The organism is Achromobacter sp. ACM01, assembly GCF_014851745.1.
GTDB lineage: Bacteria > Pseudomonadota > Gammaproteobacteria > Burkholderiales > Burkholderiaceae_B > Achromobacter > Achromobacter aegrifaciens.
This window is the reverse complement of the sequence record NZ_JACVAF010000003.1, coordinates 873,097-896,012: the sequence shown is the minus strand read 5'-3', so window position 1 is coordinate 896,012 and position 22,916 is coordinate 873,097. Positions and strand designations below refer to the sequence as shown.

At 64.7% G+C, this 22,916-nt stretch carries 20 protein-coding genes; 10 read left to right on the top strand and 10 right to left on the bottom strand.

All coding sequences use genetic code 11. The annotated features are described in order from the left end of the window. The first annotated feature begins 13 nt into the window (after nucleotides 1-13). Together dnaK and dnaJ are read left to right on the top strand one after the other, a co-directional pair. A complete protein-coding gene (gene dnaK, locus IB268_RS18870; RefSeq protein WP_054450039.1) occupies nucleotides 14-1,939 on the top strand; it encodes a molecular chaperone DnaK in 1,926 nt (641 codons plus the stop codon). Nucleotides 1,940-2,048: 109 nt separating this feature from the next. After that, on the top strand, nucleotides 2,049-3,176 hold the full coding sequence (dnaJ, locus tag IB268_RS18865) for a molecular chaperone DnaJ (RefSeq protein WP_059373782.1): 1,128 nt from the start codon (nucleotides 2,049-2,051) through the stop codon (nucleotides 3,174-3,176). Between the two features lie 295 nt (nucleotides 3,177-3,471). On the opposite strand, the gene IB268_RS18860 is transcribed toward dnaJ, so the two are convergent. Then, entirely contained in the window at nucleotides 3,472-3,861 is a 390-nt protein-coding gene (locus IB268_RS18860; protein WP_119450764.1) for a DUF4148 domain-containing protein, read from the bottom strand. A 283-nt stretch (nucleotides 3,862-4,144) separates the two neighbouring features. Beyond that, on the bottom strand, nucleotides 4,145-6,901 hold the full coding sequence (locus IB268_RS18855; RefSeq protein WP_192354730.1) for a pitrilysin family protein: 2,757 nt from the start codon (nucleotides 6,899-6,901) through the stop codon (nucleotides 4,145-4,147). 125 nt (nucleotides 6,902-7,026) lie between these two features. On the opposite strand from IB268_RS18855, the gene IB268_RS18850 reads away from it, so the two are divergent. From IB268_RS18850 to IB268_RS18840, 3 genes are all read left to right on the top strand, one after another. Next, entirely contained in the window at nucleotides 7,027-7,626 is a 600-nt protein-coding gene (locus tag IB268_RS18850; protein ID WP_125472152.1) for a GNAT family N-acetyltransferase, read from the top strand. A 251-nt stretch (nucleotides 7,627-7,877) separates the two neighbouring features. Then, complete coding sequence (locus tag IB268_RS18845) at nucleotides 7,878-8,255, top strand: hypothetical protein (RefSeq protein ID WP_054450052.1); 378 nt, start codon at nucleotides 7,878-7,880, stop codon at nucleotides 8,253-8,255. Nucleotides 8,256-8,370: 115 nt separating this feature from the next. Further along, the gene (locus IB268_RS18840; protein ID WP_119450767.1) at nucleotides 8,371-8,928 is read left to right on the top strand and encodes a GNAT family N-acetyltransferase; all 558 of its coding nucleotides are present in this window, start codon (nucleotides 8,371-8,373) and stop codon (nucleotides 8,926-8,928) included. A gap of 9 nt (nucleotides 8,929-8,937) precedes the next feature. On the opposite strand, the gene IB268_RS18835 is transcribed toward IB268_RS18840, so the two are convergent. Next, nucleotides 8,938-10,110: a VWA domain-containing protein gene (locus IB268_RS18835; RefSeq protein ID WP_054450056.1), complete on the bottom strand. Its 1,173-nt coding sequence runs from the start codon at nucleotides 10,108-10,110 to the stop codon at nucleotides 8,938-8,940. 42 nt (nucleotides 10,111-10,152) lie between these two features. Then, nucleotides 10,153-11,034 (bottom strand): MoxR family ATPase, encoded by an 882-nt coding sequence (locus tag IB268_RS18830; RefSeq protein WP_042796600.1) that lies wholly within the window; start codon nucleotides 11,032-11,034, stop codon nucleotides 10,153-10,155. 176 nt (nucleotides 11,035-11,210) lie between these two features. Here IB268_RS18830 and IB268_RS18825 point away from each other — a divergent pair, with 176 nt between their 5' ends. Next, nucleotides 11,211-11,564 carry a cytochrome c gene (locus tag IB268_RS18825; protein WP_013391872.1) on the top strand — a complete coding sequence of 118 codons (354 nt, stop codon included), beginning with the start codon at nucleotides 11,211-11,213 and terminating at the stop codon, nucleotides 11,562-11,564. Between the two features lie 12 nt (nucleotides 11,565-11,576). Then, nucleotides 11,577-11,939 carry a cytochrome c gene (locus IB268_RS18820; RefSeq protein ID WP_054450058.1) on the top strand — a complete coding sequence of 121 codons (363 nt, stop codon included), beginning with the start codon at nucleotides 11,577-11,579 and terminating at the stop codon, nucleotides 11,937-11,939. 202 nt (nucleotides 11,940-12,141) lie between these two features. On the opposite strand, the gene IB268_RS18815 is transcribed toward IB268_RS18820, so the two are convergent. Further along, nucleotides 12,142-12,567, bottom strand: a complete 426-nt coding sequence (locus IB268_RS18815; protein WP_192354629.1) for a DUF1841 family protein — start codon at nucleotides 12,565-12,567, stop codon at nucleotides 12,142-12,144. A gap of 203 nt (nucleotides 12,568-12,770) precedes the next feature. Between IB268_RS18815 and icd the strand changes: the two genes are divergently transcribed. From icd to IB268_RS18800, 3 genes are all read left to right on the top strand, one after another. Continuing rightward, nucleotides 12,771-14,027 (top strand): NADP-dependent isocitrate dehydrogenase, encoded by a 1,257-nt coding sequence (gene icd / locus IB268_RS18810; RefSeq protein ID WP_125472148.1) that lies wholly within the window; start codon nucleotides 12,771-12,773, stop codon nucleotides 14,025-14,027. Between the two features lie 123 nt (nucleotides 14,028-14,150). Continuing rightward, nucleotides 14,151-15,410 (top strand): O-antigen ligase family protein, encoded by a 1,260-nt coding sequence (locus IB268_RS18805; RefSeq protein WP_192354628.1) that lies wholly within the window; start codon nucleotides 14,151-14,153, stop codon nucleotides 15,408-15,410. Between the two features lie 218 nt (nucleotides 15,411-15,628). Then, complete coding sequence (locus IB268_RS18800) at nucleotides 15,629-17,170, top strand: methyl-accepting chemotaxis protein (RefSeq protein ID WP_192354627.1); 1,542 nt, start codon at nucleotides 15,629-15,631, stop codon at nucleotides 17,168-17,170. Here IB268_RS18800 and IB268_RS18795 read toward each other — a convergent pair. The 5 genes from IB268_RS18795 to IB268_RS18775 all read right to left on the bottom strand — a co-directional run bounded on the left by IB268_RS18795 (nucleotide 17,148) and on the right by IB268_RS18775 (nucleotide 22,904). Continuing rightward, complete coding sequence (locus tag IB268_RS18795) at nucleotides 17,148-18,047, bottom strand: 4-hydroxy-tetrahydrodipicolinate synthase (protein WP_125472145.1); 900 nt, start codon at nucleotides 18,045-18,047, stop codon at nucleotides 17,148-17,150. The genes IB268_RS18800 and IB268_RS18795 overlap by 23 nt on opposite strands. 3 nt (nucleotides 18,048-18,050) lie before the next feature. Beyond that, entirely contained in the window at nucleotides 18,051-18,341 is a 291-nt protein-coding gene (locus IB268_RS18790) for a hypothetical protein (protein ID WP_192354626.1), read from the bottom strand. Between the two features lie 177 nt (nucleotides 18,342-18,518). Then, a complete protein-coding gene (locus IB268_RS18785; protein ID WP_192354625.1) occupies nucleotides 18,519-19,295 on the bottom strand; it encodes a TorF family putative porin in 777 nt (258 codons plus the stop codon). Between the two features lie 117 nt (nucleotides 19,296-19,412). After that, entirely contained in the window at nucleotides 19,413-20,105 is a 693-nt protein-coding gene (gene kdpE, locus IB268_RS18780; RefSeq protein ID WP_059373794.1) for a two-component system response regulator KdpE, read from the bottom strand. A gap of 12 nt (nucleotides 20,106-20,117) precedes the next feature. Continuing rightward, nucleotides 20,118-22,904 (bottom strand): sensor histidine kinase KdpD, encoded by a 2,787-nt coding sequence (locus IB268_RS18775; protein ID WP_192354624.1) that lies wholly within the window; start codon nucleotides 22,902-22,904, stop codon nucleotides 20,118-20,120. Between the last annotated feature and the right edge of the window lie 12 nt (nucleotides 22,905-22,916).

Below are 22,916 nucleotides of genomic sequence, written 5' to 3'. Positions count from 1 at the left end.
AAGGTAACCGACCATGAGCAAGATTATTGGCATTGACCTGGGCACGACCAACAGCTGCGTGGCTGTCATGGACGGCGGGCAGGTCAAAATCATTGAAAACGCGGAAGGCGCTCGCACCACCCCCTCCATCGTCGCCTACATGGACGATGGCGAAACCCTGGTCGGCGCGCCGGCCAAGCGCCAGGCCGTGACCAACCCGCGCAACACCCTGTATGCGGTGAAGCGCCTGATCGGCCGCAAGTTCGAAGAGAAGGCGGTGCAGAAGGACATCAACCTGATGCCCTATGCCATCGTCAAGGCCGACAACGGCGACGCCTGGGTGGAAGTGCGCGGCAAGAAGATGGCGCCTCCCCAAGTGTCGGCCGACGTGCTGCGCAAGATGAAGAAGACCGCCGAGGACTACCTGGGCGAAGAAGTGACCGAGGCCGTCATCACCGTGCCCGCCTACTTCAACGACAGCCAACGCCAGGCCACCAAGGACGCTGGCCGCATCGCCGGTCTGGAAGTCAAGCGCATCATCAACGAACCCACCGCTGCCGCGCTGGCGTTCGGCCTGGACAAGACCGAAAAGGGCGACCGCAAGATCGCCGTCTATGACCTGGGCGGCGGCACGTTCGACGTGTCCATCATCGAAATCGCCGATGTGGACGGCGAAAAGCAGTTCGAAGTGCTGTCGACCAACGGCGACACCTTCCTGGGCGGCGAAGACTTCGACCAGCGCATCATCGACTACATCATTGCCGAGTTCAAGAAGGAACAAGGCGTTGACCTGTCCAAGGACGTGCTGGCCCTGCAACGCCTGAAGGAAGCGGCAGAAAAGGCCAAGATCGAGCTGTCCTCGGCGCAACAGACCGAAATCAACCTGCCGTACATCACGGCGGATGCCTCGGGCCCGAAGCACTTGAACCTGAAGATCACGCGCGCCAAGCTGGAAGCGCTGGTCGAAGAACTGATCGAACGCACGATCGAGCCCTGCCGCGTGGCCATCAAGGACGCCGGCGTGAAGGTTTCCGACATCGACGACGTGATCCTGGTCGGCGGCATGACCCGCATGCCCAAGGTCCAGGAAAAGGTGAAGGAATTCTTCGGCAAGGATCCGCGCAAGGACGTGAACCCCGATGAAGCCGTCGCCGCTGGCGCCGCCATTCAAGGTTCCGTGCTGTCGGGCGACCGCAAGGACGTGCTGCTGTTGGACGTCACCCCCCTGTCCCTGGGCATCGAAACCCTGGGCGGCGTGATGACCAAGATGATCCAGAAGAACACGACCATTCCGACCCGGTTCTCGCAGACCTTCTCGACCGCTGACGACAACCAGCCGGCCGTGACGATCAAGGTGTTCCAGGGCGAGCGCGAAATCGCTGCGGGCAACAAGGCCCTGGGCGAGTTCAACCTCGAAGGGATCCCGCCGTCGCCCCGCGGCATGCCGCAGATCGAAGTCACCTTCGACATCGACGCCAACGGCATCCTGCACGTGTCCGCCAAGGACAAGGGCACCGGCAAGGAAAACAAGATCACCATCAAGGCCAACTCGGGTCTGTCGGAAGACGAGATCCAGCGCATGGTCAAGGATGCCGAGGCCAATGCCGAGGAAGATCACCGCGTTGCCGAACTGGCCCAGTCGCGCAACCAGGCCGACGCGCTGGTGCATGCCACCCGCAAGTCGCTGACCGAATATGGCGACAAGCTCGAGGCTTCCGAAAAGGAAGGCATCGAAGCCGCCATCAAGGAACTGGAAGACACGCTGAAGGACGGCGACAAGGCCGCGATTGACGCCAAGGTGGAAGCCCTGTCGACGGTTTCGCAGAAGCTGGGCGAAAAGATGTACGCCGACATGCAGGCGCAGCAAGCCGCCGGCCAGCAGCAAGCGGCCGACAACGCGAAGCCGGTGGACGACAATGTCGTCGACGCCGACTTCAAGGAAGTCAAGCGCGACCAATAATGGCCGGGCGCTGACCTGCCTCTGCCGCCCGGTAGCCGGAGAAATCCGCCTACCGGGCGTACTCATTCTGTAGCACTGAAAAGAAGGCTCGTTTTCGAGCCCACGGATCATGGCAAAACGTGACTATTACGAAGTCTTGGGCGTAGCGAAGAACGCCTCGGACGACGACCTCAAGAAGGCCTATCGAAAGCTGGCCATGAAGTACCATCCGGACCGCAATCCGGACAGCAAAGAAGCCGAAGAGAAGTTCAAGGAAGCCAAGGAAGCCTACGAGGTCCTGGGTGACGATCAGAAGCGCGCCGCCTACGACCGCTACGGCCACGCGGGCGTGGACCCCAACTCCGCCGGCATGGGCGGCGGCATGGGTGGCGGTTTCGCCGACGCGTTCGGCGACATCTTCGGCGAAATCTTCGGCGGCGGCGGCGGTGGCCGCCGTGGCGGCGGCCCGCAGGTTTACCGCGGCGCCGACCTGAAGTACGCGCTGGAAATCACGCTGGAGCAGGCCGCGGCCGGTTTCGACACCGAGATCCGCGTGCCCAGCTGGGAAAACTGCGACACCTGCCACGGTTCCGGCGCCAAGGCCGGTACCTCGCCCAAGACCTGCCGCACCTGCGGCGGCTCGGGCGCCGTGCGCATGCAGCAGGGTTTCTTCAGCGTGCAGCAGACCTGCCCGACCTGCCACGGCAACGGCAAGGAAATCACCGATCCCTGCCCCGCCTGCGACGGCGTGGGCCGCATCCGCCGCAACAAGACGCTGCAGGTCAAGATTCCGGCCGGCATCGATGACGGCATGCGCATCCGCTCCAGCGGCAACGGCGAACCGGGCATCAACGGCGGTCCTCCGGGCGATCTGTATGTGGAAATCCACATCAAGCAGCACAAGATCTTCCAGCGCGACGGCGACGACCTGCATTGCGAACTGACCATTCCGTTCACGTCGGCGGCGCTGGGCGGCGAGCTTCAGGTACCGACGCTGGGCGGCAAGGCCGAAATCTCGATCCCCGAAGGCACGCAGTCGGGCAAGACCTTCCGCTTGCGCGGCAAGGGCATCCGCGGCGTGCGCGGCAGCTACCCGGGCGATCTGTACTGCCATGTAGTGGTGGAAACGCCCGTGCGCCTGAGCGACGACCAGAAGAACATCCTGCGCCAGTTCGAGGCTTCGCTGAACGATGGCGGCGACCGCCATTCGCCGCAAAGCAAGTCCTGGACCGACCGGGTGAAGGAATTCTTCAGCTGAATTGGCTGAGGCATGCAAAAAGCCGCGATCATGATCGCGGCTTTTTTTTGCCCGGCGAGGGCGTGGGGGCGGGGGCAGCGCGCATATGAAAAGACCGCGGCTTGCGCCGCGGTCCAGTGCTACTGCTACTGCGAGTACTGCAACTGCTGTATCGACTGCAACTTCAACTTCAGCTTCTACTGCTACTTCCACAGCTACTGCTACTTCTACTGCTACTTCGACCGCCGCTGTCGCCGATAAAAACCGGCCTCAAACCATGATGCCGTCCGAGGCCGGCCGGGCCACAGCAAGCAGCTCACCGGGTGATCGGCGGGTACTCGAGTTCGCCGAACGTGTATTGGCCGCTGGCCTTGGCTTGCGCCAGTTCCTGCTGGACTTCAGCGCTGGTCTTGGCGCTGGCGGGGGCGGATACAGCCGCCGGGTATTCCAGTTCACCGAAGGTGTACTGGCCGCTGACCTTGGCTTGTTGCAGCTGGGCTTGCACTTCCTGCGAGCTCAGGCTGGTGGTCTGGGGCAGGGCGGGCGGATAGTCCAGCTCGCCGAAGGTGTACTGGCCGCTGATCTTGGCTTGCTGCAGTTCAGTGGCGACCTGGGCGCTGCTCTTGGCTTGTTCAACGCCGGCGGCTTGGGCGCCAACGCCAACCAGGGCCAGGGATAGCAGCAGGGTGGTGGTTAGGGTTTTCATGGTAGACCTCCAATTCGTCTTGGTTGGGGACCGAATCCGGCGGCCCTCCGTCGTGGTTCGTTGTGTGTTCCCGATGACTGAATTGTGCTCGTTATCCCACCTGGGATAAACCCGTATTCCTTGAAAACATCTTTCCAAATAATCGAGTAATCACGTTCGCTTTTATGATTTCATCCATTTTTGGCATAGTCGGGGGGCGTTCTGGTGAATTTTGGTGAGCTGACCAGCGCCGGAAAGCCAAAAAAAGCCCCGCCGCAGCGGGGCTTGAGCGAGGCGGGCCTGGTCAGGGCGCCGGCTTCTTCTTGAAGTCGCCGGCAACCGCGGTGCTGAAACCGTCCGCGCGCAGATACTTGCGCAAAGCCGCATTGACCGAATCGGCCGTCAGCGCGGAGATCTTCTTGTCCATGTCGGCCGACCAGGCGAAGGTGCGGCCGCGCTGCATGTAATCCAGCCAGGTGCTGGCCAGGACGTCGTCCTGGGCGCGGGCCAGATTGCGGTAGTTCAGCAGGGCCGTGATGCCGTCCGAGATTTCTTTGTCCGTGAAGCCGTCCTTCAGCACGCGCGCCAGTTCTTCGCCGATGGCCTTTTCCAGGCGCTCGCGGTTTTGCGGCGCGTAGATGGCGTACATGGTCCAGCTGGCGGAGGGCTCGAACGACGAGACCGACAGCGAGCTGCGCACGTTGTACGAGAGGCCGTCGGTTTCGCGTACGCGGTTCCACAGGCGCGAGGTTTCGGAGGCGCCGAACAGGTAGTTGGCCAGGTACAGCGCGGCGTAGTCCGCGTCCGTGTCCTGCAGCTTCAGCGGCATGCGCGAAATGTAGAACGCATTGGCCTTGTCGGGCGTGTCGATGTCGAACTGCTTGGCGGGAATGTCGCGGTACGGATTGGGCACGCGCGTGTAGCCAGGAGCCTTTTTCCAGCCGGCCAAACCGGTCTTGAGCGCCTTTTCCACGGCTGCGGGCTCGAAATCGCCCACCGCCGAGTACTCGATGTTGCCGGCGCCGTAGAACTTGGAATGGAACTTGACCAGGGCGTCGCGGTTCAGGGCGCGCACGCCGGCCAGCGATTCCTCGAAGGTCGGCACGTAGCGCAGGTCATTGGCGGGCCACGGATTGTCCTGGCGGGCCAGCGCGCGTCCGGCCAGTGCCGACGGTTCGGTCATGGCGTTCTGGATCGAGGTTTCGAGCTGGCGCTGATATTCCTCCAGTTGCTCCTTGGGGAAGTTGGCGTTGCGGACGATGTCCAATGCCAGCGCGGTGAGTTCGGGCAGGTTTTCGCCCTTGGTCGACATGGCGATCTTGAGCGTGGTGCCGCCGCCGCTGAAGCCGAGTTCGGCCTGCAGCTTGTCCAGGCGGTCCTGGATGTCCTGGCGCGACAGCTTGGCCGTGCCGCGGGTCAGCAGGTCGGCCACGGCGCTGGAATTCACGCGTTGGCCGAGCAGGTCTTTTTCGTTGCCGAACTGGATCAGCATCTGCGCCTGCACCCGGTTGCCGCGCGTGGCCTTGGGCAGCAGCGCCAACTGCACGGAGCCGTTGGGCAGGTCCAGCTTATTGCGCTGCGTCAGCTTGTCGATGTTCTCGGGCGTGGGGTCGAAGGCCGATGCGGCCTTGAAGTCCGGATCGCCCTTGTAGTCCTTGAAGACGGCCGTCAGGTCCACCCGTTGTTCTTGCGGCGCGCGCACGGGCTTCTCGGTGGGGATGTAGCGGCCTTCGATGCTGTTGCTTTGGACCAGGTAGGTGGTCGCGGCGCGCTGCACTTCGGCCAGCGTGGCCTTGCGGGCGCGGTCGCGCTGCAGGAAGAACAGGCGCCAGTCGCCGGCGGCGATGGCCTCGGACAGCGCCACGCCGACCTGTTCGGGATCGCTATAGGTCTGTTCCCAGGCAGTCAGCCATTTGCTGCGGGCGCGGTCCAGCTCCTGCTGTGTGAAGGGCTTCTTGTCCAGGGTCTCCAGCGTGCCGGTCAGCGCCTTCATGGCGGCGTCCAGGCTCTTGCCCGGCGTCAGCTGGGCGGCGAACATCGCAAGGCCCGGATCCAGGTTTTCCATGGTGAAGCCGAACACGCCCGAGGCCAGCTTGGTCGGGACCAAGGCATGGTAGAGACGGCCCGAGGGCGTGTCGGCCAGGATGGTGGCGGCCAGGTCCAGCGGCACGAAGTCGGCGCTGCCGGCGGCAGGAATGTGGTACATGGCCGCGACCAGCGGCGTGCCGCCCGTGCGGCGCAGGGTTACGGAACGTTCACCGTCCTGCACGGGTTCCACCGTGTATTCGGGCGGGAGCTTGCGTTCGGGCTTGGGCAGCTTGCCCAGCGTTTCCTCGATGTCGGCCAGGGTCGCCTGCGGGTCGAACTTGCCCGCCACGATCAGCACGGCGTTATCGGGCTGGTAGTACTCGTGATAGAAGGCGCGCAACTGGCCGATGTCCACGTTCTCGACGTCGGAACGGGCGCCGATGGTGTTCTTGCCGTAGCTGTGCCACTGGAAGGCCGCGGCCTGCATCTTCTGCATCAGGATGCGGAAGGGGCTGTTTTCGCCGCTTTCCATTTCGTTGCGGACTACGGTCATTTCCGAGTCCAGGTCTTCCTTGGCGATCAGGGAATTGACCATGGCGTCGGCCTGCCAGCCCAGGTACCACTTGAGCGTGTCGGGGTTTGCGGCGAAGCTGGCGAAGTAGTTGGTGCGGTCGCTGGAGGTCGAACCATTGGCCTGCAAGCCGCGGCGCGAGAACTCGCCCATGGCGTTGCGGGTGGTCGAGGTGCCCTTGAACAGCATGTGCTCCAGTAGGTGAGCCATGCCTGTCTGGCCGTAGTTCTCGTTGCGCGAGCCCACCAGGTAGGTCATGTTGACGGTAGTGGACGGCTTGGATTCATCGGGAACCAGCAGCACCCTCAGGCCGTTGGCCAGGCGGTATTCGGTGATGCCTTCGATCGAGGCGGCCTCCGAGACGCCCGCCGGCAGGCTGGCGGCGCCGGCCTGAAAGGCCAGGAAGGAGGAAAACAGCAGCACGCTCAGCGGGCGCGGCAGCTTCGACAGGGACAGGCGCATGGCAGACAATTCCTTTGGCATGGCAGAATCCGTTGGAGTGTATACGTTGGCAATGGTTCAGGGGCGCGGCGCGGCGTTGTCCGCGGCGCGCGGCCCGGGACCGCAAGCAAGCAAGGAAGTCCGTCATGTCTCTATCCCTGGAAGTCGAAACGCCGCGCCTGGTGCTGCGCCAATGGCGCGCCGCCGACCGTGAACCTTTCGCGGCGCTGAACCAGGACCCCCGCGTCGCCGAGTACCTGCTGCCGCTGAATGCACAGGAAAGCGATGCGCTTGCCGACCGGCTGGCAGCCGGCATCGACGAGCACGGCTGGGGCTTCTGGGCCGTGGAGGCGCCAGGCGTGGCGCCCTTCATCGGTTTTGTCGGCATCAAGCCGCTGGCGCCCACCCTGCCGTTCGCGCCAGGCGTGGAGATAGGCTGGCGCCTGGCGCAGCGGCACTGGGGCAAGGGCTACGCCAGCGAAGCCGCCGAGGCGGCCTTGCGCGCGGGGTTCGAGCAGGTGGGACTGGATGAGATCGTGGCCTTCACGGCCACGGGCAACCAGCGTTCGCGCGCGGTGATGGACCGCTTGGGCATGAGGGAGGATCCGGAAGGTTTCGACCATCCCGCCGTTCCACAGGGGCATCCGCTGTGTCGACACGTGCTGTACCGCATTGGGCGTGAGGACTGGCGATTGCGGCAAATTGGTGACACAGGTGAAGCAGCCGTGCCAGTTGCGGCGGCATAAGGGTCCAGGAGGGGCGTCCAGCTGTGATGTTGCGGCGCAATATGACGAAATGACGGGGCTGATTTGAGCTGTCCCGGCCCACGGGTGTAAGCTTTTCAAGACGCAGTACCCAGTTGCAGACGGGATGCGCGACAGCCCGCCCACAGGTTTCCCGTCCAACGCCAGACGCCGTTTTCTGCCCGGCGCCGGTGCTTGTCGTTCGCGCCTTCGCCGCCGGCATTGTGCCGGCGCACTTACCGGAGGAACGACCCATGCTGACCGAGATCGTCACGCGTGCCTTGTCCCAATTGACCGGCAGCCCATTGAGCGGCGACGGGATCAAAGGACAGTTTCAGTACGCCTATGCCAGTGATGACGGCCAATTCGTGGCCATATTGACCCATGACATGACCACCTATGTGGTGGACTTGAGCACACAACGATATTTCGCGGAGTGCGGCGGCTCGCCACGGGGCTTCGCCGGGCACGTGCTGGAAATGGAAGGCGCGGCGGCGCGCAGCCATCCCTGGCCCGCCGCCAACGATCTGTTCGACCTGGACATGGATGCGGATGAGCTTGCATGGCGCAACTGCCCTGGCTTGCGTGGCGAGCCGCCCGCCGCCCGATCTGCTGAGAGCCGCGCCGCCTGAGAGTGGCCAGAAGCGGCAAGATCCAATTGAACCGGCGGCTCCGCCGGTTTTTTTTGCCTGCAGCGGCCGAAAGCCGAATCGCCGCAAGGCCTTGCGGGTCGCTACAATTTGCGCCATGACTACGCACGCCGAAACCCGCGCGCCGGATGGCGCAACCCTGGTCGATTGCACGCATGAGCGCCATGCCGACCAGATACTGGCCATATTCAACGACGCCATCGTCAATTCCACCGCGCTGTACGACTACAAGCCGCGGCCGCGCGAGGCGATGCTGGGCTGGTTCCAGACCAAGCAGCAGGGCGGTTTTCCGGTGCTTGGGTACGAGAATGCCGACGGCGAACTGATGGCCTTCGCCAGCTACGGCACCTTCCGCGCCTGGCCGGCCTTCAAGTACTCGGTGGAGCATTCCGTGTACGTGGACGGACGTTTTCGCGGACTGGGCTTGGGCGAGGCGCTGATGCGCGAGCTGATCCAGCGGGCGCGCGCCAATCAAGTGCACGTGCTGGTCGGCGGCATCGACGCGAGCAATCAGGGCAGCATCCGCCTGCACGAGAAGCTGGGCTTCACGCATGCAGGCACCATCCGCGAGGCAGGCTTCAAGTTCGGACGCTGGCTGGATCTGGCGTTCTATCAGCTGACGCTGGATACGCCTGAAAAGCCGGTCGACGGGTGACCGGCAGTCCTACTTCGATAGCACACGCATGGCCTGTTCCAGGCCGGCGACCGTCACCGGGTACATGCGGCCCTGCATGATGTCGCGCATCAGCGCGATGGACTGGCGGTATTGCCAGGACGCGGTGGGCTCGGGATTGAGCCAGACCGATTTGGGCCAGGCGTCCAGCAGGCGGCGCATCCATTCGGCGCCGGGCTCCTTGTTGTAGTGCTCGACGGAGCCGCCCGGCTGCAGGATTTCGTAGGGGCTCATGGTGGCGTCACCGACGATGATCAGGCGCCAATCCGGGTTGTACTTGCGCAGCACGTCCCAGGTGTCGAAGCGTTCGTTCTGGCGCCGGCGGTTGCTTTGCCACAGGCTTTCGTACGGGCAGTTGTGGAAGTAGTAGACCTCCAGGTTGCGGAATTCGCTGCGCGCCGCCGAGAACAATTCCTCGACGCGTCCGATGTGGTCGTCCATGCTGCCGCCTACGTCCAGCAGCATCAGCACCTTCACGGTGTTGTGGCGTTCGGGGACCATGCGCAGGTCCAGATGGCCGGCATTGCGCGCGGTGCTGGCGATGGTGTCGTCCAGGTCCAGTTCCATTTCGGCGCCTTGCCTTGCGAAGCGCCGCAGGCGGCGCAGCGCCACCTTGAAGTTGCGCGTGCCCAGCTCGACCTGATCGTCGTAGTCCTTGAACTGGCGCATGTCCCAGACCTTGACCGCGCTGCGGTTGCCGGCAGAGTCGCCGCCCACGCGTATGCCTTCGGGGTGGTAGCCGCCATTGCCGAAAGGCGAGGTGCCGCCGGTGCCGATCCATTTGCTGCCGCCGGCGTGGCGTTCCTTCTGCTCTTCCAGGCGCTCCTTGAAGAGCTCCATCAGCTTGTCCCAGCCGTGCTTTTCGATTGCGGCTTTTTCTTCCGGGCTCAGGCTTTTTTCGAACTGCTTGATGAGCCAGTCCAGCGGGATTTCCTTGCCTGGGGGCAGGGCGGCCGCGATGCCCTTGTAGTAGGCGCCGAAAGCCTTGTCGTAGCGGTCGTAGAGCGCCTCGTCCTTGACCAGCGTGGCGCGCGCCAGGAAGTAGAACTCGTCCAGCGTGGGCGCCATGAGATCCTGGCGCAGGGCGTCCACCAGGGTCAGGTATTCCTTGACCGAGACGGGCAGCTTATGCGCCCGGAGGTGATAGAAGAAGTCGATCAGCATTTGCGGGCTGCCGGTAGTTGCTGGCGGATCGTTGCTGGCAGATCAGCGGCGCTGGCCGCCGCGCGTCATGGCCGCCAGGCGTTCCAGCAGGTGCACGTCCTGCTCGTTCTTGAGCAGCGCGCCGGCCATCAGCGGCACCGCCGTGGCCGTGTGCGCGTCGATCTCGGCGGCGGTCGAACCCTCGGCCAGCAACAGGCGCAACCAATCCAGCAGTTCGGAGGTGGACGGTTTTTTCTTCAGGCCCGGCGCGTCGCGCAGCGCGAAGAAGGTGTCCAGCGCCGCGCGCAGCACGTCCTGCTTCAGGTGCGGGTAGTGCACGGCCACGATGTCGCGCATGGTTTCGCGGTCGGGGAAACGGATGTAGTGGAAGAAGCAGCGGCGCAGGAAAGCGTCGGGCAGGTCCTTTTCGTTGTTGGACGTGATGATGACCAGCGGACGGTGCCGCGCGGAGATGGTCTCGCGCGTTTCGTACACGTGGAATTCCATGCGGTCCAGTTCGCGCAGCAGATCGTTGGGGAATTCGATGTCGGCCTTGTCGATCTCGTCGATCAGCAGCACCACCGGCTCAGGCGACTGGAAGGCCTGCCACAGCGTGCCCTGCACGATGTAGTTGCGAATGTCGCGGACCTTTTCGTCGCCCAGCTGCGAGTCGCGCAGGCGCGACACCGCGTCGTATTCATACAGGCCCTGATGGGCCTTGGTGGTCGACTTGATGTGCCACTGCAACAGCGGCCGTCCCAGCGCACGCGCCACTTCCTCGGCCAGCATGGTCTTGCCGGTGCCGGGTTCGCCCTTGATCAGCAGCGGACGCTGCAAGGTGAGGGCGGCATTGACGGCGAGTTTCAGGTCATCGGTGGCGACATAGTTGTCGGTCCCGTCGAAGCGGTCTGGCGAGGCGGAAGTAGCGGACTGGGCTGCGGACATGGTCTGATGGCTTCTGAGATTTGACGGTGATCAATACCATGGTAAAGGTATTAATCCTGAGCAATTATCGTACAATCAGGCGGTTTTGCTTTGGGTTCGACCCGCAACGTGTTTGCCGAGGGCCTTTTCGTGTGAGCAGGCCCTAGTCCTTAGCCATACCAAGAAGAGCCATTCCAATGAAGTTGCGAACCTCTCTGAAGTACACGGTATCCGTGTTGGCCGCGATGGCATCCTGTGCGATCGCCGGCCAGTCTGTTGCTGCAGACGCAGCAGTGGTCGGTAATGTCCAGAACGCCCGCGACAAGGTTTCCATGTGCATCGGTTGCCACGGCATCGAAGGCTACAAGGCAACGTTTCCCGAGCTGTACCACGTGCCGATGATCGCTGGGCAGAACGCCAAGTACATCGAAACCGCCCTCAACGAGTACAAGAAAGGCGCGCGCAGCCATCCCACGATGGACGCCATTGCCGGCAGCCTGTCCGACCAGGACATCGCCGATCTGGCCGCGTACTACTCGAATCTCAAGTAAGGGGGCAAACACATGAATCGCTACATGCTTGCCCTTGCGGGCGCGACCCTGGCCATGACGGGCGTTGCCGCCCAGGCGCAGGACCTGGCGGCCGGCAAGGCTGTCTTCGACAAATTCAACTGCGCTTCCTGCCACGGCGCCGACGCCAAGACGGCCGTGGATCCGGCCTATCCGACGCTGGCTGGCCAGCACGCGGACTACCTGGTTCACGCCCTGAAGGCCTACAAGCGCGGCGCGTCCGGCAGCGCGGCCACGGCCAACGTGCGCAAGAACCCCATCATGGGCGCTTTCGCGACCCAGCTGTCCGACCAGGACATCTCCAACGTGGCGGCATGGCTGTCGGCGCAGCCGAGCGACCTGGGCGTGCGCAGGTAAGCCGTCCGGTTCCGTAAACAAGAAAGCCCTCGGTCGAGGGCTTTTCTTTTTCCGCCGGGCCGTCCCAAGGAAAAAAAGCCCCCTCGGGGGGCAGCAAGCCGAAGGCGCAGCGTGGGGGCATTTCTTTTTCCGCCGGGCCGTCCCAAGGAAAAAAAGCCCCCTCGGGGGGCAGCAAGCCGAAGGCGCAGCGTGGGGGCGGTGCTCAGCGGCTGGCGCGCTGGCGGATCAGGTCGATATAGGTGTCGCTGTCCAGCGGCGTGCCCAGGCGCTGCGCTTCCCACACCACCTGCCCCAGGCATTCCATGATTTCATGCGCGGCCTGGTGCGCGTCGCCGCGCGACACCAGCTGCTGGTAGGCCTGCCGGATTCCCGGCGGATGGTCGATGGACAGCTGCTCTGCAATGGCCAGATGCATGGACAGGTGCAGAAAGGGATTGGTGCGCCCCTTTTCCACCGAGTATTCGGCCGTCATGGCCTCGGGGTTTTCCAGGTCGCCGTGGTATTCGGGATGTTCGATGATCCAGTCCAGCGCGATGGCCTCGAGCGGCGTCAGCACTTCGGAGGCGCGATGCTTGCGCCAGGCTTCGATGAAGAATTCGCGGACTTGGTCGCGTGAGGGATTGAACATCTGATGGGGCTGAAAAGCGGGCTGGTGATGCATTATTTTACCGCCGCGCGCGGGCCGTCAGGCCCGCTGGCCCCTTTGCGATATAGAATTGGTTGCTATCGGCCATCCAGTGCGCGGTTCCCGTGGGCGATCTTCCCCGCCGGAACGGACGCTTCCCGATGCCGGCGCGTGCAGAAAAACCACTCGGAGCAAATGGAGCATTCATGTCCTACCAACATATCAAGGTTCCCGCTGGCGGCCAGAAGATCACGGTCAACGCTGATTTCTCGCTGAATGTGCCCGATCAGCCCATCGTCCCCTACATCGAGGGCGACGGCACGGGCGCCGACATCACCCCGGTGATGATCAAGGTCGTCGACGCGGCGGTGCAGAAGGCCTATGGCGGCAAGCGCAAGATCCACTGGATGGAAGTCTATGCCGGCGAGAAGGCCACCAAGGTCTACGGCCCCGACGTGTGGCTGCCCGACGAGACCCTGGACGTCGTCAAGGACTACGTGGTGTCGATCAAGGGCCCGCTGACCACGCCGGTGGGTGGCGGCATCCGTTCGCTGAACGTGGCCCTGCGCCAGCAGCTGGACCTGTACGTCTGCCTGCGCCCGGTGGCGTACTTCAAGGGCGTGCCCTCGCCGGTGCGCGAACCCGAAAAGACCAACATGGTGATCTTCCGCGAGAACTCGGAAGACATCTACGCCGGCATCGAATACATGGCCGAAAGCGAGCAGGCCAAGGAGCTGATCCAGTTCCTGCAGACCAAGCTCGGCGTGAAGAAGATCCGTTTCCCGAACACTTCGTCCATCGGCATCAAGCCGGTGTCGCGCGAAGGCACCGAGCGCCTGGTGCGCAAGGCCGCGCAGTACGTCATCGACAATGACCGTACGTCGCTGACCCTGGTGCACAAGGGCAACATCATGAAGTTCACGGAAGGCGGCTTCCGCGACTGGGGCTACGCGCTGCTGCAGAAGGAATTCGGCGCGACGCTGATCGACGGCGGCCCGTGGTGCAAGTTCAAGAATCCGAAGACGGGCCGCGAGGTCATCGTCAAGGACGTGATTGCTGACGCGTTCCTGCAGCAGATCCTGCTGCGCCCGGCCGAATACGACGTGATCGCCACCCTGAACCTGAACGGCGACTACATCTCGGACGCGCTGGCCGCGCAAGTGGGCGGCATCGGCATCGCCCCGGGCGCCAACCTGTCTGATTCGGTGGCCATGTTCGAAGCTACCCACGGCACTGCGCCGAAGTACGCAGGCAAGGACTACGTGAACCCCGGTTCCGAAATTCTGTCGGCCGAAATGATGCTGCGCCACATGGGCTGGACCGAAGCCGCGGACCTGATCATCTCCAGCATGGAAAAATCCATCCTGTCCAAGAAGGTCACGTACGACTTCGCGCGTCTGCTGGAAGGCGCGACCCAGGTGTCGTGCTCGGGCTTTGGCCAGGTGATGATCGATAATATGTAACTGGCGGCTTGCCGCCCGCGTGTCCACAAAACCCGCCCGCCGTCATGGCGGGCGGGTTTTGTCTGATTAACCAAACTGCATGGCGCGCGTCGCGCTTGTTTCGTTTTTACTAGGTTGAGTGTAGTGCCCCGACTGTACGTTTTCTTGGCCGCGTCGCTGGTGGTGTTGGTTCCCGCGCTGGCGTTGACCAGCCCGGTGGGCGGGCCCGCCATTGCCTATTTGACCGGTTTGATCGCATTGACCGCGCTAGCCGCCAACGCGATCAAACGCTACGAACCGATGGATTCTCGGGCCTTGTGGCCCATGGCGCTGGCGCTGCTGCTGCCGCTGTTGTGCATGTTCATCACGGCCGCCGTGCGAGGCGTATGGAGCGATTCCGAATTGGAAAAGCTGCTCCGGTTCGCGCTGGCGCTGCCTGTGCTCTGGCTGTTGCTGAGAGCGCCGCAAGATTGGCTCAAGCAAATCCAGTGGAGCATCTTAACCGGCGCGCTGGCGGGATCGGCGATGCTGATCGTCACCATGAAGTTGTGGGGCCGCGAGGCGGTCGTCGAGATCGGAGGGCGCTACAACGCCGTTTCCTTCGCGAACATGACCCTGCTGTTCGGCATGATGTCGTTGTTGTCGATCAGGTGGGGGCCGAGCAAGCCCTGGCCGCATTTTGCAACCGGCCTCAAGGTGCTGGCTTTCGGGCTGAGCGTGTGGGCGACGTGGGTTTCCCAAACTCGCAGCAGCTGGATGCTGCTCCCCATACTGGCGCTGGTGTTCCTGTTGGGGTTGCGAGGCTGGAGCCGTCGGCACAAGGCCTACTGTGCGCTGGCGGTCAGCGCGGCTCTGGTCGTCAGCGCGGCTGGGCTATGGCATTTCAGCAGCCGCATGCAGGCGGTCAAGACGGATCTACAGGATTTCACCACATCAGCCGACCGGGACTCTTCGCTCGGCATCCGGTTGCAACTGTGGCGGGCATCCATCGAGATGTTCAAGAAGAGCCCTGTCGTGGGCGTGGGGCCCAGCAACTTCCGCAAGGAACTGGCCGAGCTCGAGAAGCGCGGGGTAGTGTCGCGCGAAGTCGTCGAAGGCTACGGCGAACCCCACAACGACCTGCTCGCCGCCCTGTCCGGATACGGGCTGCTAGGCTTGTTGAGCATACTCGCGCTATATCTGGTGCCGGCCTACATTTTCCTGCGCCGGCTGGCCAGCAATGACCGTGTCATACGTGTCGGCGCGCAGTTGGGCTTGCTGTTCTGCCTGGGCTATTGCGCATTCAGTCTGACTGAAATGATGTTCCGCAATATGCGCAGCGTACCGACGTATTCCTTGATCGTAGTGGCGCTGATCGCGTTGACCACGCCGCGCTCCGCAGGCGCCGCACGGGCGCCGGCCTAGGAAAGGGCTGTACAAAAGGCGGAATGAGCCGCCACGACGAAAAAACGCAAGGCAAGCGCGCCTTGCGTTTTTTTATGGGCCTTGCGTTAGATCAAGCACCCCGTGCAGTCTTGGTGAAAACCCTGGTGCTGTCCCTTATTCTGACGGAATGCATACATAAACCGTCACATTCTGCCTTGATTGGTTTCATTGGCTGGGTGAAGAAGGATGAGAGGACTATGAAGAATTCCAGTTTGCGCAGGGAACTGTTGTGGTTTGTGTTCGCGGTCGGCGCCGTCGTGCTGGCCCTGGGCGCCTGGGACGCCTGGGAGCGCCGCGCCGAGATGGTGGCCGAGCGCAGGACCGAGCTGCGCCACGTCCTTGATCTGGCGTCCGGCATCGTGCGCAATGGCAAGCAAAGCGTGCGCGAGGGCATGCCCCTGGACGAGGCCAAGCGCAATGTGGCGCGCCGATTGGCGCAACTGCGTTATGGCGAGGACGGCTATGTGGGCGCCTTCGGCGACGGCTACGACCTGCTGGTGCATCCCGATCCCAAGCTGGTCGGCACCAACGTCCGGGCCGTCAAGGACAGCGCCGGGCAGCCGATCTTCGAAAACCTCTATGCCCAAGGCAAGGCGGGCGGCGGCTATACGCGCTACCAGTTCCCGCGGCCGGGAACGGATCGGGCGCTGCCCAAGATCAGCTATGCCACCTACGACGCTGACTGGGGCTGGTTGTTGTTCACGGGCCTGTACGTGGATGACGTCGATCAGGCGTTCTACGGCACTTTGTGGCGGCAAGGCGGTGTGACGCTGGGCCTTCTGGTGTTGCTATTGGCGGCGGCGCTGCGCTTTTTCCGCACGCATATCCTCGGTCCGCTGGACCAGGCGGTGGTGGTGTGCGAGCGCGTGGCCAATGGCGACTTGTCGGGCAGCGTGCCGCGCAATCAGCGCGGCGAGATCGGCCGCCTGTTCGACGCCCTGGCGCGGATGCAGCAACGCCTGGACGGGGCGGTGCGCAGCATCGTGCATTCCACGGCTTCCATTGCCGCGGCCTCGCGGCAGATCGCGGCGGGCAGCATGGACCTGTCGGACCGCACCGAGAAGCAGGCCGCCGCGCTGGAGCAGACCGCCGCCAGCGTGGAGCAGATCACCGCGACCGCGCAGCAGAGCGCGCAACATGTGCGTGAGGTCAGCGCGCTGGCCGGTCAGGCAGCGCAACTGGCCAGGCAGGGCAGCGATGAAACGCAGCACGCCATCGACGCCATGCGCGAGATTTCGCATAGCTCGCAGCGCATCGACGAGATCATCCGGCTGATAGACGAGATCGCGTTCCAGACCAACATCCTGGCGCTGAACGCCGCGGTGGAAGCGGCGCGGGCCGGAGAACAGGGCCGGGGCTTTGCCGTGGTGGCGGGCGAGGTGCGTGCGCTGGCTCAGCGCTCGGCCACCGCCGCCAAGGAGATCAAGACGCTGATCGAAGCGTCGGCGGATTCGGTGGCTCGTGGCAGCCAGCGCGTCGAGCAGGCCAGCGCGACGATGGGCAACGTGCTGGAGTCCGCCGCCACCAGCGCGCCGCTGATGGGGGAGATTGCCACGGCCTCGGCCGAGCAGAGCGTGGGCATCGAACAGATCAATCAGGCCGTGACGCATCTGGACGGCGTGACGCAGCAGAACGCCGCGCTGGTGGAAGAGTTCGCCGCATCGGCTGGCGCGCTGCGCGATCAGGCGGCCGAGCTGGCGAATGCGGTGTCCGTCTTCAGGCTGTCTGCAGCCGCCTAGGCGAGCCCTGCACCACGTTCATGGCCCGCTGCAGGCGCTGCCCAAGCTCTCGGCTGGCGCTGGTCATGGGCATGCGCAGCTCATCGGTGATCAGGCCCTGCATCGAGAGGGCGCGCTTGATCGGAGCAGGGTTGGATTCGGTAAACAGCAGGCGGATCAGGCCGCGCAGGGGCTCGAAGAGTTCGCGCGCGGCCTCCGCGTGGCCGTCGCGGGCCAACTGCATGACCTCGACATAGCGCTCGGGATAGACATGCGCGGCGGCCGGGATGGCGCCGAGGCCGCCGGCCAGGAAGTGGTCCAGCAGGGCCATATCTTCCCCGCATAGCGGCGTCAGCGTGCCGCGCCGGTTCAAGGCCGCCAGTACCGCAGGATTGCATTCCTTGACGGCGCTGAAGTTGGGCAGCGCGGCCAGCGCTTCCATGGTTTCGACCGTCATGGTGACGCCGGTGCGCTTGGGGATGTTGTACAGGATGATGGGCCGCTGCGTGGCCCAGGCAATCTGGCGGTAGTGCCACAGGATGCCGGCCTGCGAAGGGCCCAGGTAGTAAGGCGGCGGCACCAGGTAGCCGGCCGGCTGGTACTTGTCCAGGCGCCGGATGGCGGTTGCGACGCCGCGCGTGTCCACGCCGCCCGCGCCGAACACCAGCGGCAGCGCGTGCGGATCGCTCGATATGGCTTCTATCATGTCGACCTTTTCCGGCACGCTCAGCAGATTGCCCTCGCCGGTGGAGCCAAACAGCACCAGGCCGGCGATACCCGCGTTGCGGTAATAGCGGGCCAGCGCCTGCGCGGCGTCCAGGTCCACATAGCCGCCGCGCATCGGCGTGACCATGGGCAGCCAGATGCCTTCAAATGCGGTCTTGCGTGGCGTGTCCATGGCTTACTGCCCCGTCATCGCGTATGCGGGAAGCACCGGACCGAACTCGGCGCGGGGCAGGCCCGACATCACCGCGTGCATCAGCGCATCCAGCTGTCCGCGTTCGCACTGCAGTTGCAGCACGCTTTGCACATGGACGTGATCCACCGACAGCACGTAGACGCCGATGCGTTCGCCCAATGCGCGATGCAGCGCCAGCCGCACGTTCAGTGCGTCCAGCGTGTCTATCCTGATGGTCAGCGCGACTCGTTCGACGCGGGCGTGCGTACGCTGCGCGGGCAGGATGTCGGACATGGGGGCGAGGCAGGCTTGAAGTCGGGGGATCATGGCGGGTAGCGGGACCGGAGGCGTCGCTTGCGGCGTTCCGGGGATTCGGTTGGTTAATGACGGTTCCACTATAGGAAGCGCGCCGTAAATCCTGCCGATAAAAGCGGACGCAGCGCGTAAAAAGCGCGTCAACGTCCGGGGCGCTCAGAACGTCTTGGTCAGCGACAGCAAGCCCGTTGCGCGGCCCATGTCCCGGCCGCGCGTATTGGTGTAGACGGCGCGGTCCGCGTTGGTGTCCAGATAGGCCAGCGAGACCGACAGGCCCCGGCCGAAGTCCTTCGTCAGCCCCAGCTTCCAGTCCGTGTAGTTGCCGTTGTCGACGTTGCGCACCAGTTGCCGGCCGACGTGCGCGTTGACGGTCAGGCCCCAGACGCCCGTATCGAAGTTGCCGGACAGGTCGAAGTACTGGCTGTGCTTGCTGTCGGCGAAGCCGAACAGGTTGGTCAGGGAGAGGGAGTACTTGAACATCAGAGGTCCATAGCCGATGCCGGCATACAGCTCGGTGGTGTCGGGACTGGTGTAGCCGGACGGATAGTCGCCAGGGTAGTAGTACTGCAGGACGCCCAGGTCGACGGGCACGTCCTGCGCGAGATTGCCCTTGTAGCCGCCGTAGAAGTCCATTTCCACGGGCGCGGACACGTCGCTGTTGCTGTCGTCGAGCCAGCTGATGCTGGAGTTCCAGTTGCCCAGGTAAAAGCCGCTGGAGTGGGCCAGGTCGAATCCGCCCTGGATGGCCGGCTTGTTATTGCTTTGCATCAGGCCGCGATAGCGGTATTGGCTGGCCAGGGTGACGTTGGCCGTCAACGTGAGGTCGGACGCGGAAGACGCCGCTTCGGCGGGCGCGTCGGCGGCCAGTGCGTTGCCGGCTTGCGTGGCGGCCAGGGTCAGCAGCGCGAGCGCGGCCAAGGTGTGGCGGGGCATGGAATTGCTCCTACTGTTGGATGGGACCGCAACAATAGGAGCAAGCGCGTAAAGGCCGAGACAAGACTTGCGGGCTGCGCGTAAACGCGGCGTCAATGCGCAGCCGCGGCGCGCGCCTCAGCCAGCGAAACGGTAGCCCACGCCGATCTCGGTCAGCAGGTAGACGGGCTGGGCGGGATCGGCTTCCAGCTTCTGGCGCAGATGGCCCATGTAGATGCGCAGGTAGTGATTGCTCTCCACGTGCGAAGGTCCCCACACTTCGCGCAGCAGTTCGCGGTGCGTCATGACCTTGCCGCGATGCGCCAGCAGCGCCGCCAGCAGCCGGTACTCCATCGCGGTCAGGTGCACGTGCTGTCCGCCGCGTTCGACCACGCGTTTGGCGAAGTCCACGCGCACGTCGCCGAAGCTGATTTCGGAAGCATTGCCCGCGCCGCCCCTGGCATGCCGCCGCAGCAGCACGCGCAGGCGCGCCAGCAGTTCGCTGACGCCGAAAGGCTTGGTCAGGTAATCGTCGGCCCCCGCGTCCAGCGCGGCGACCTTGTCGGCCTCGGCGCTGCGGGCGGACAGCACCAGCACCGGCACTTCGGTCCAGCCGCGCAGCTCGCGGATCAAAGTCATGCCGTCTTCGTCGGGCAGGCCCAGATCCAGCACCACCGCGTCGGGCTGCCGGGTGCCGGCTTCGATCAGGCCGCGCTTGACGGTTTCGGCTTCGTGGACGACGCAGCCCTCGCTTTCCAGGGCCTGGCGCACGAAGCGCCGGATGTTGGCGTCGTCTTCAATGATCAGGACGGTAGGCTGGTAATCGAACATGCGTTGCGGCGTTCAAGGGGTTTCGGATTGGATCGGGGGCGGCGCGCCCAGTGGCAGCGTAAAGACGAACTGGGCGCCGGATTCCTGGCCCGGCGCGTGTTCGACCCAGATTTTCCCATGGTGGGCGGCGATGATGGCCTCGCACACTGCCAGGCCCAGGCCGACGCCCGGGGTGGCGGACTCGCGGTCGCCGCGCGTGAATTTTTCGAAGATGCGGCGCTCAGCGCCCGGCGGCACGCCCGGGCCGTTGTCGCTGACCGCCACGCGCAGTTCGCCCTCGTGTACGTCCGCATGCAGACGCAGGGCGCTGCCGGCAGGCGTGTACTTGGCCGCGTTCTCCAGCAGATTGCAGAGCACGCGTTCGATCAGTACGCCGTCGCATTCCACCAGCGGCAGATGCGACAGGCTGTCCACGGTGACGCGGTGTGCGGCCAGCGGTTCGCGCATGGCGGCAAGCGAGGCGCCGACCAGTTCTTCGATGGATTGCCATTCCAGGCGCAGCGGCGTGTCGCGGTTCTGCAGCCGCGCCATGTCCAGCAGATTGACCACCAGCGCGTGCATGCGCTGGGCCTGGTCGCGCATGGAGCGGACGGTGTCGTGGATGTCGGGCGGCAGCGTCGCCTGCTGGCGCATCAGCGTGTCCGTCATGCCGACCAGGCTGGTCAGCGGGGTGCGCAGATCGTGCGACACGGCCGCCAGCAGCGAGTTGCGCAGCTTTTCGGATTCCATGCTGACCAGCGCCTGCTGCGCCACTTCCACGTAGTGCAGGCGTTCCAGCGCGATGGCGATCAGGGTGGCGTAGGCCTCGATCTGGCGGCGCGAGTCGGGATTCAGGAACAGGCTGCGGCGCGGAGCGGCCAGCGCCAGCACGCCGCGGGTGCGCATCGGCGCCTTCAGCGGCAGGTACAGCAGTTCGCTGTTGGACAGGGTGGAGGTGCCTGCGCCGGCCGGCTGTCCGTGGTCGTAGACCCATTGGGCCAGCGCGGATTCCAGCGGCGGCATGTCGTCCGCGGCGGGAGACGCCAGCTTCAGGCGGTCGTCCATGCCCAGGATGTATAGCGCGCAGCGCGAACCGAAGGTGGCATGCACGAAGGCGCCCGCCAGGGTGACGATCTGCTCGGGCAGCAGCGCGGACGACAATTCGCGCGCGAATTCGTAGAGGCTGCGCGCATCGGCTTCGCGCTTGACCGAAGCCTGCGCCTGCAAGCGCAGGCCGGCCGTCAACTGGCCGATCAGCAGGCCCACCGACAGCAGCACGCCGAAGGTCAGCAGATACTGCACGTCCGATACGGCGAAGGATGCCAGCGGTTGCACGAAGAAGAAATCGAACAGCCCTACGCTGATGACCGAGGCCAGCGCCGCCGGTCCGCGCCCGTGGCGCAGCGCAACGGCCACCACCGCCAGCAGGAACAGCATGACGATGTTGGTCTGGTGCAGCGCCGGGAAGGCCAGCATGGACAGCGCGGTGGCCGCGGCGCAATAGCACAGCGCCCAGGCGTAGCCCGCCAGCGGCCGCGGATTGCGCTCGTCGGCGGCCTGGCGCGTACGTTGTCCCAGCGTGAGCGGATCGCGCCCCGGCGCGGATGCGGCCGGCAGCGGCGGCGCGCCCAGGCGGATGATGTCGATTTCGGGGCAGCCCGCGGCCAGCATGTCGGCAAAGCTGTGGCGGCGCCACAGCCAGCCCGGCGAGATGGCCGCGGTCAGCAGCGCGGACAGCGACAGGCGCAGGCGTTGCAGGCCGCTGGCGCGGGTGCGGCCGATAATGGCCTTGGTGATGTTGTGGCGGCGCACATAGCGCACCACGGCGTCGACCATGTCGCCGCCGGCCAGGACTTCGCTGCGCGCGCCCAATGCATCCGCCAGGGCCAGGCTGCGCTGGATGCGCTCCTGTTCGGCCTGGGGCGGCGGGGCCGCGCGCGGTGTGTCGATGGTGACCACGTGCAGATCGCATTCCAGCTGCTGGCTCAGGCGGTGTGCGCTGCGGATGACGTACTCGGCGTCCACGTCCGGACCGATACACGCGACCACGGCTTCGCGCGTACGCCACACGGGTTCGATGGCGCGGTCGCGGCGGTAGGCCTGGACGTCGTCGTCGACGTGGTCGGCGGTGCGGCGCAGCGCCAGCTCGCGCAGCGCTATCAGGTTGCCCTTGCGAAAGAAATTGCGGGTGGCGTGGCGGGCCTGTTCCGGCAGATAGACCTTGCCTTCCTTCAGTCGGCGCAGCAGCTCGTCGGCCGACAGGTCCACCAGAATGACTTCGTCGGCCGCATCGAAGACCTCGTCCGGCACGGTTTCCCAGACGCGCACGCCGGTGATGCTGCCCACGGCTTCGTTCAGGCTGTCCAGGTGCTGCACGTTCAGCGTGGTCCAGACGTCGATGCCTGCCGTCAGGAGTTCCTGGATGTCCTGCCAGCGCTTGGCATGGCGCGAGCCTGGCGCGTTCGAGTGCGCCAGCTCGTCCACCAGCACCAGGTTGGGATGGCGGGCCAGTGCGCCGTCCAAATCAAATTCCTTCAGCACGTGGCCGCGGTACGGCACGTCCTTGAGCGGCAGGACAGGCAGGCCTTCCAGCAGCGTGGCGGTTTCGCGCCGGCCGTGGGTCTCGACGATGCCGGCCAGCACGTTGGCGCCCTGGGCGGCCTGCGCGCGCGCCGCCTCCAGCATGGCGTAGGTCTTGCCCACGCCTGCCGACGACCCGAAGTAGACGCGCAGCTTGCCGCGCACCGCCTGGCGCGCGGCGTCGTCCAGGGTCTTCAAGAGCGCGTCGGGGTCGGGACGCTCGCCAGCGATATCAGCCATGAACGCGCAGTA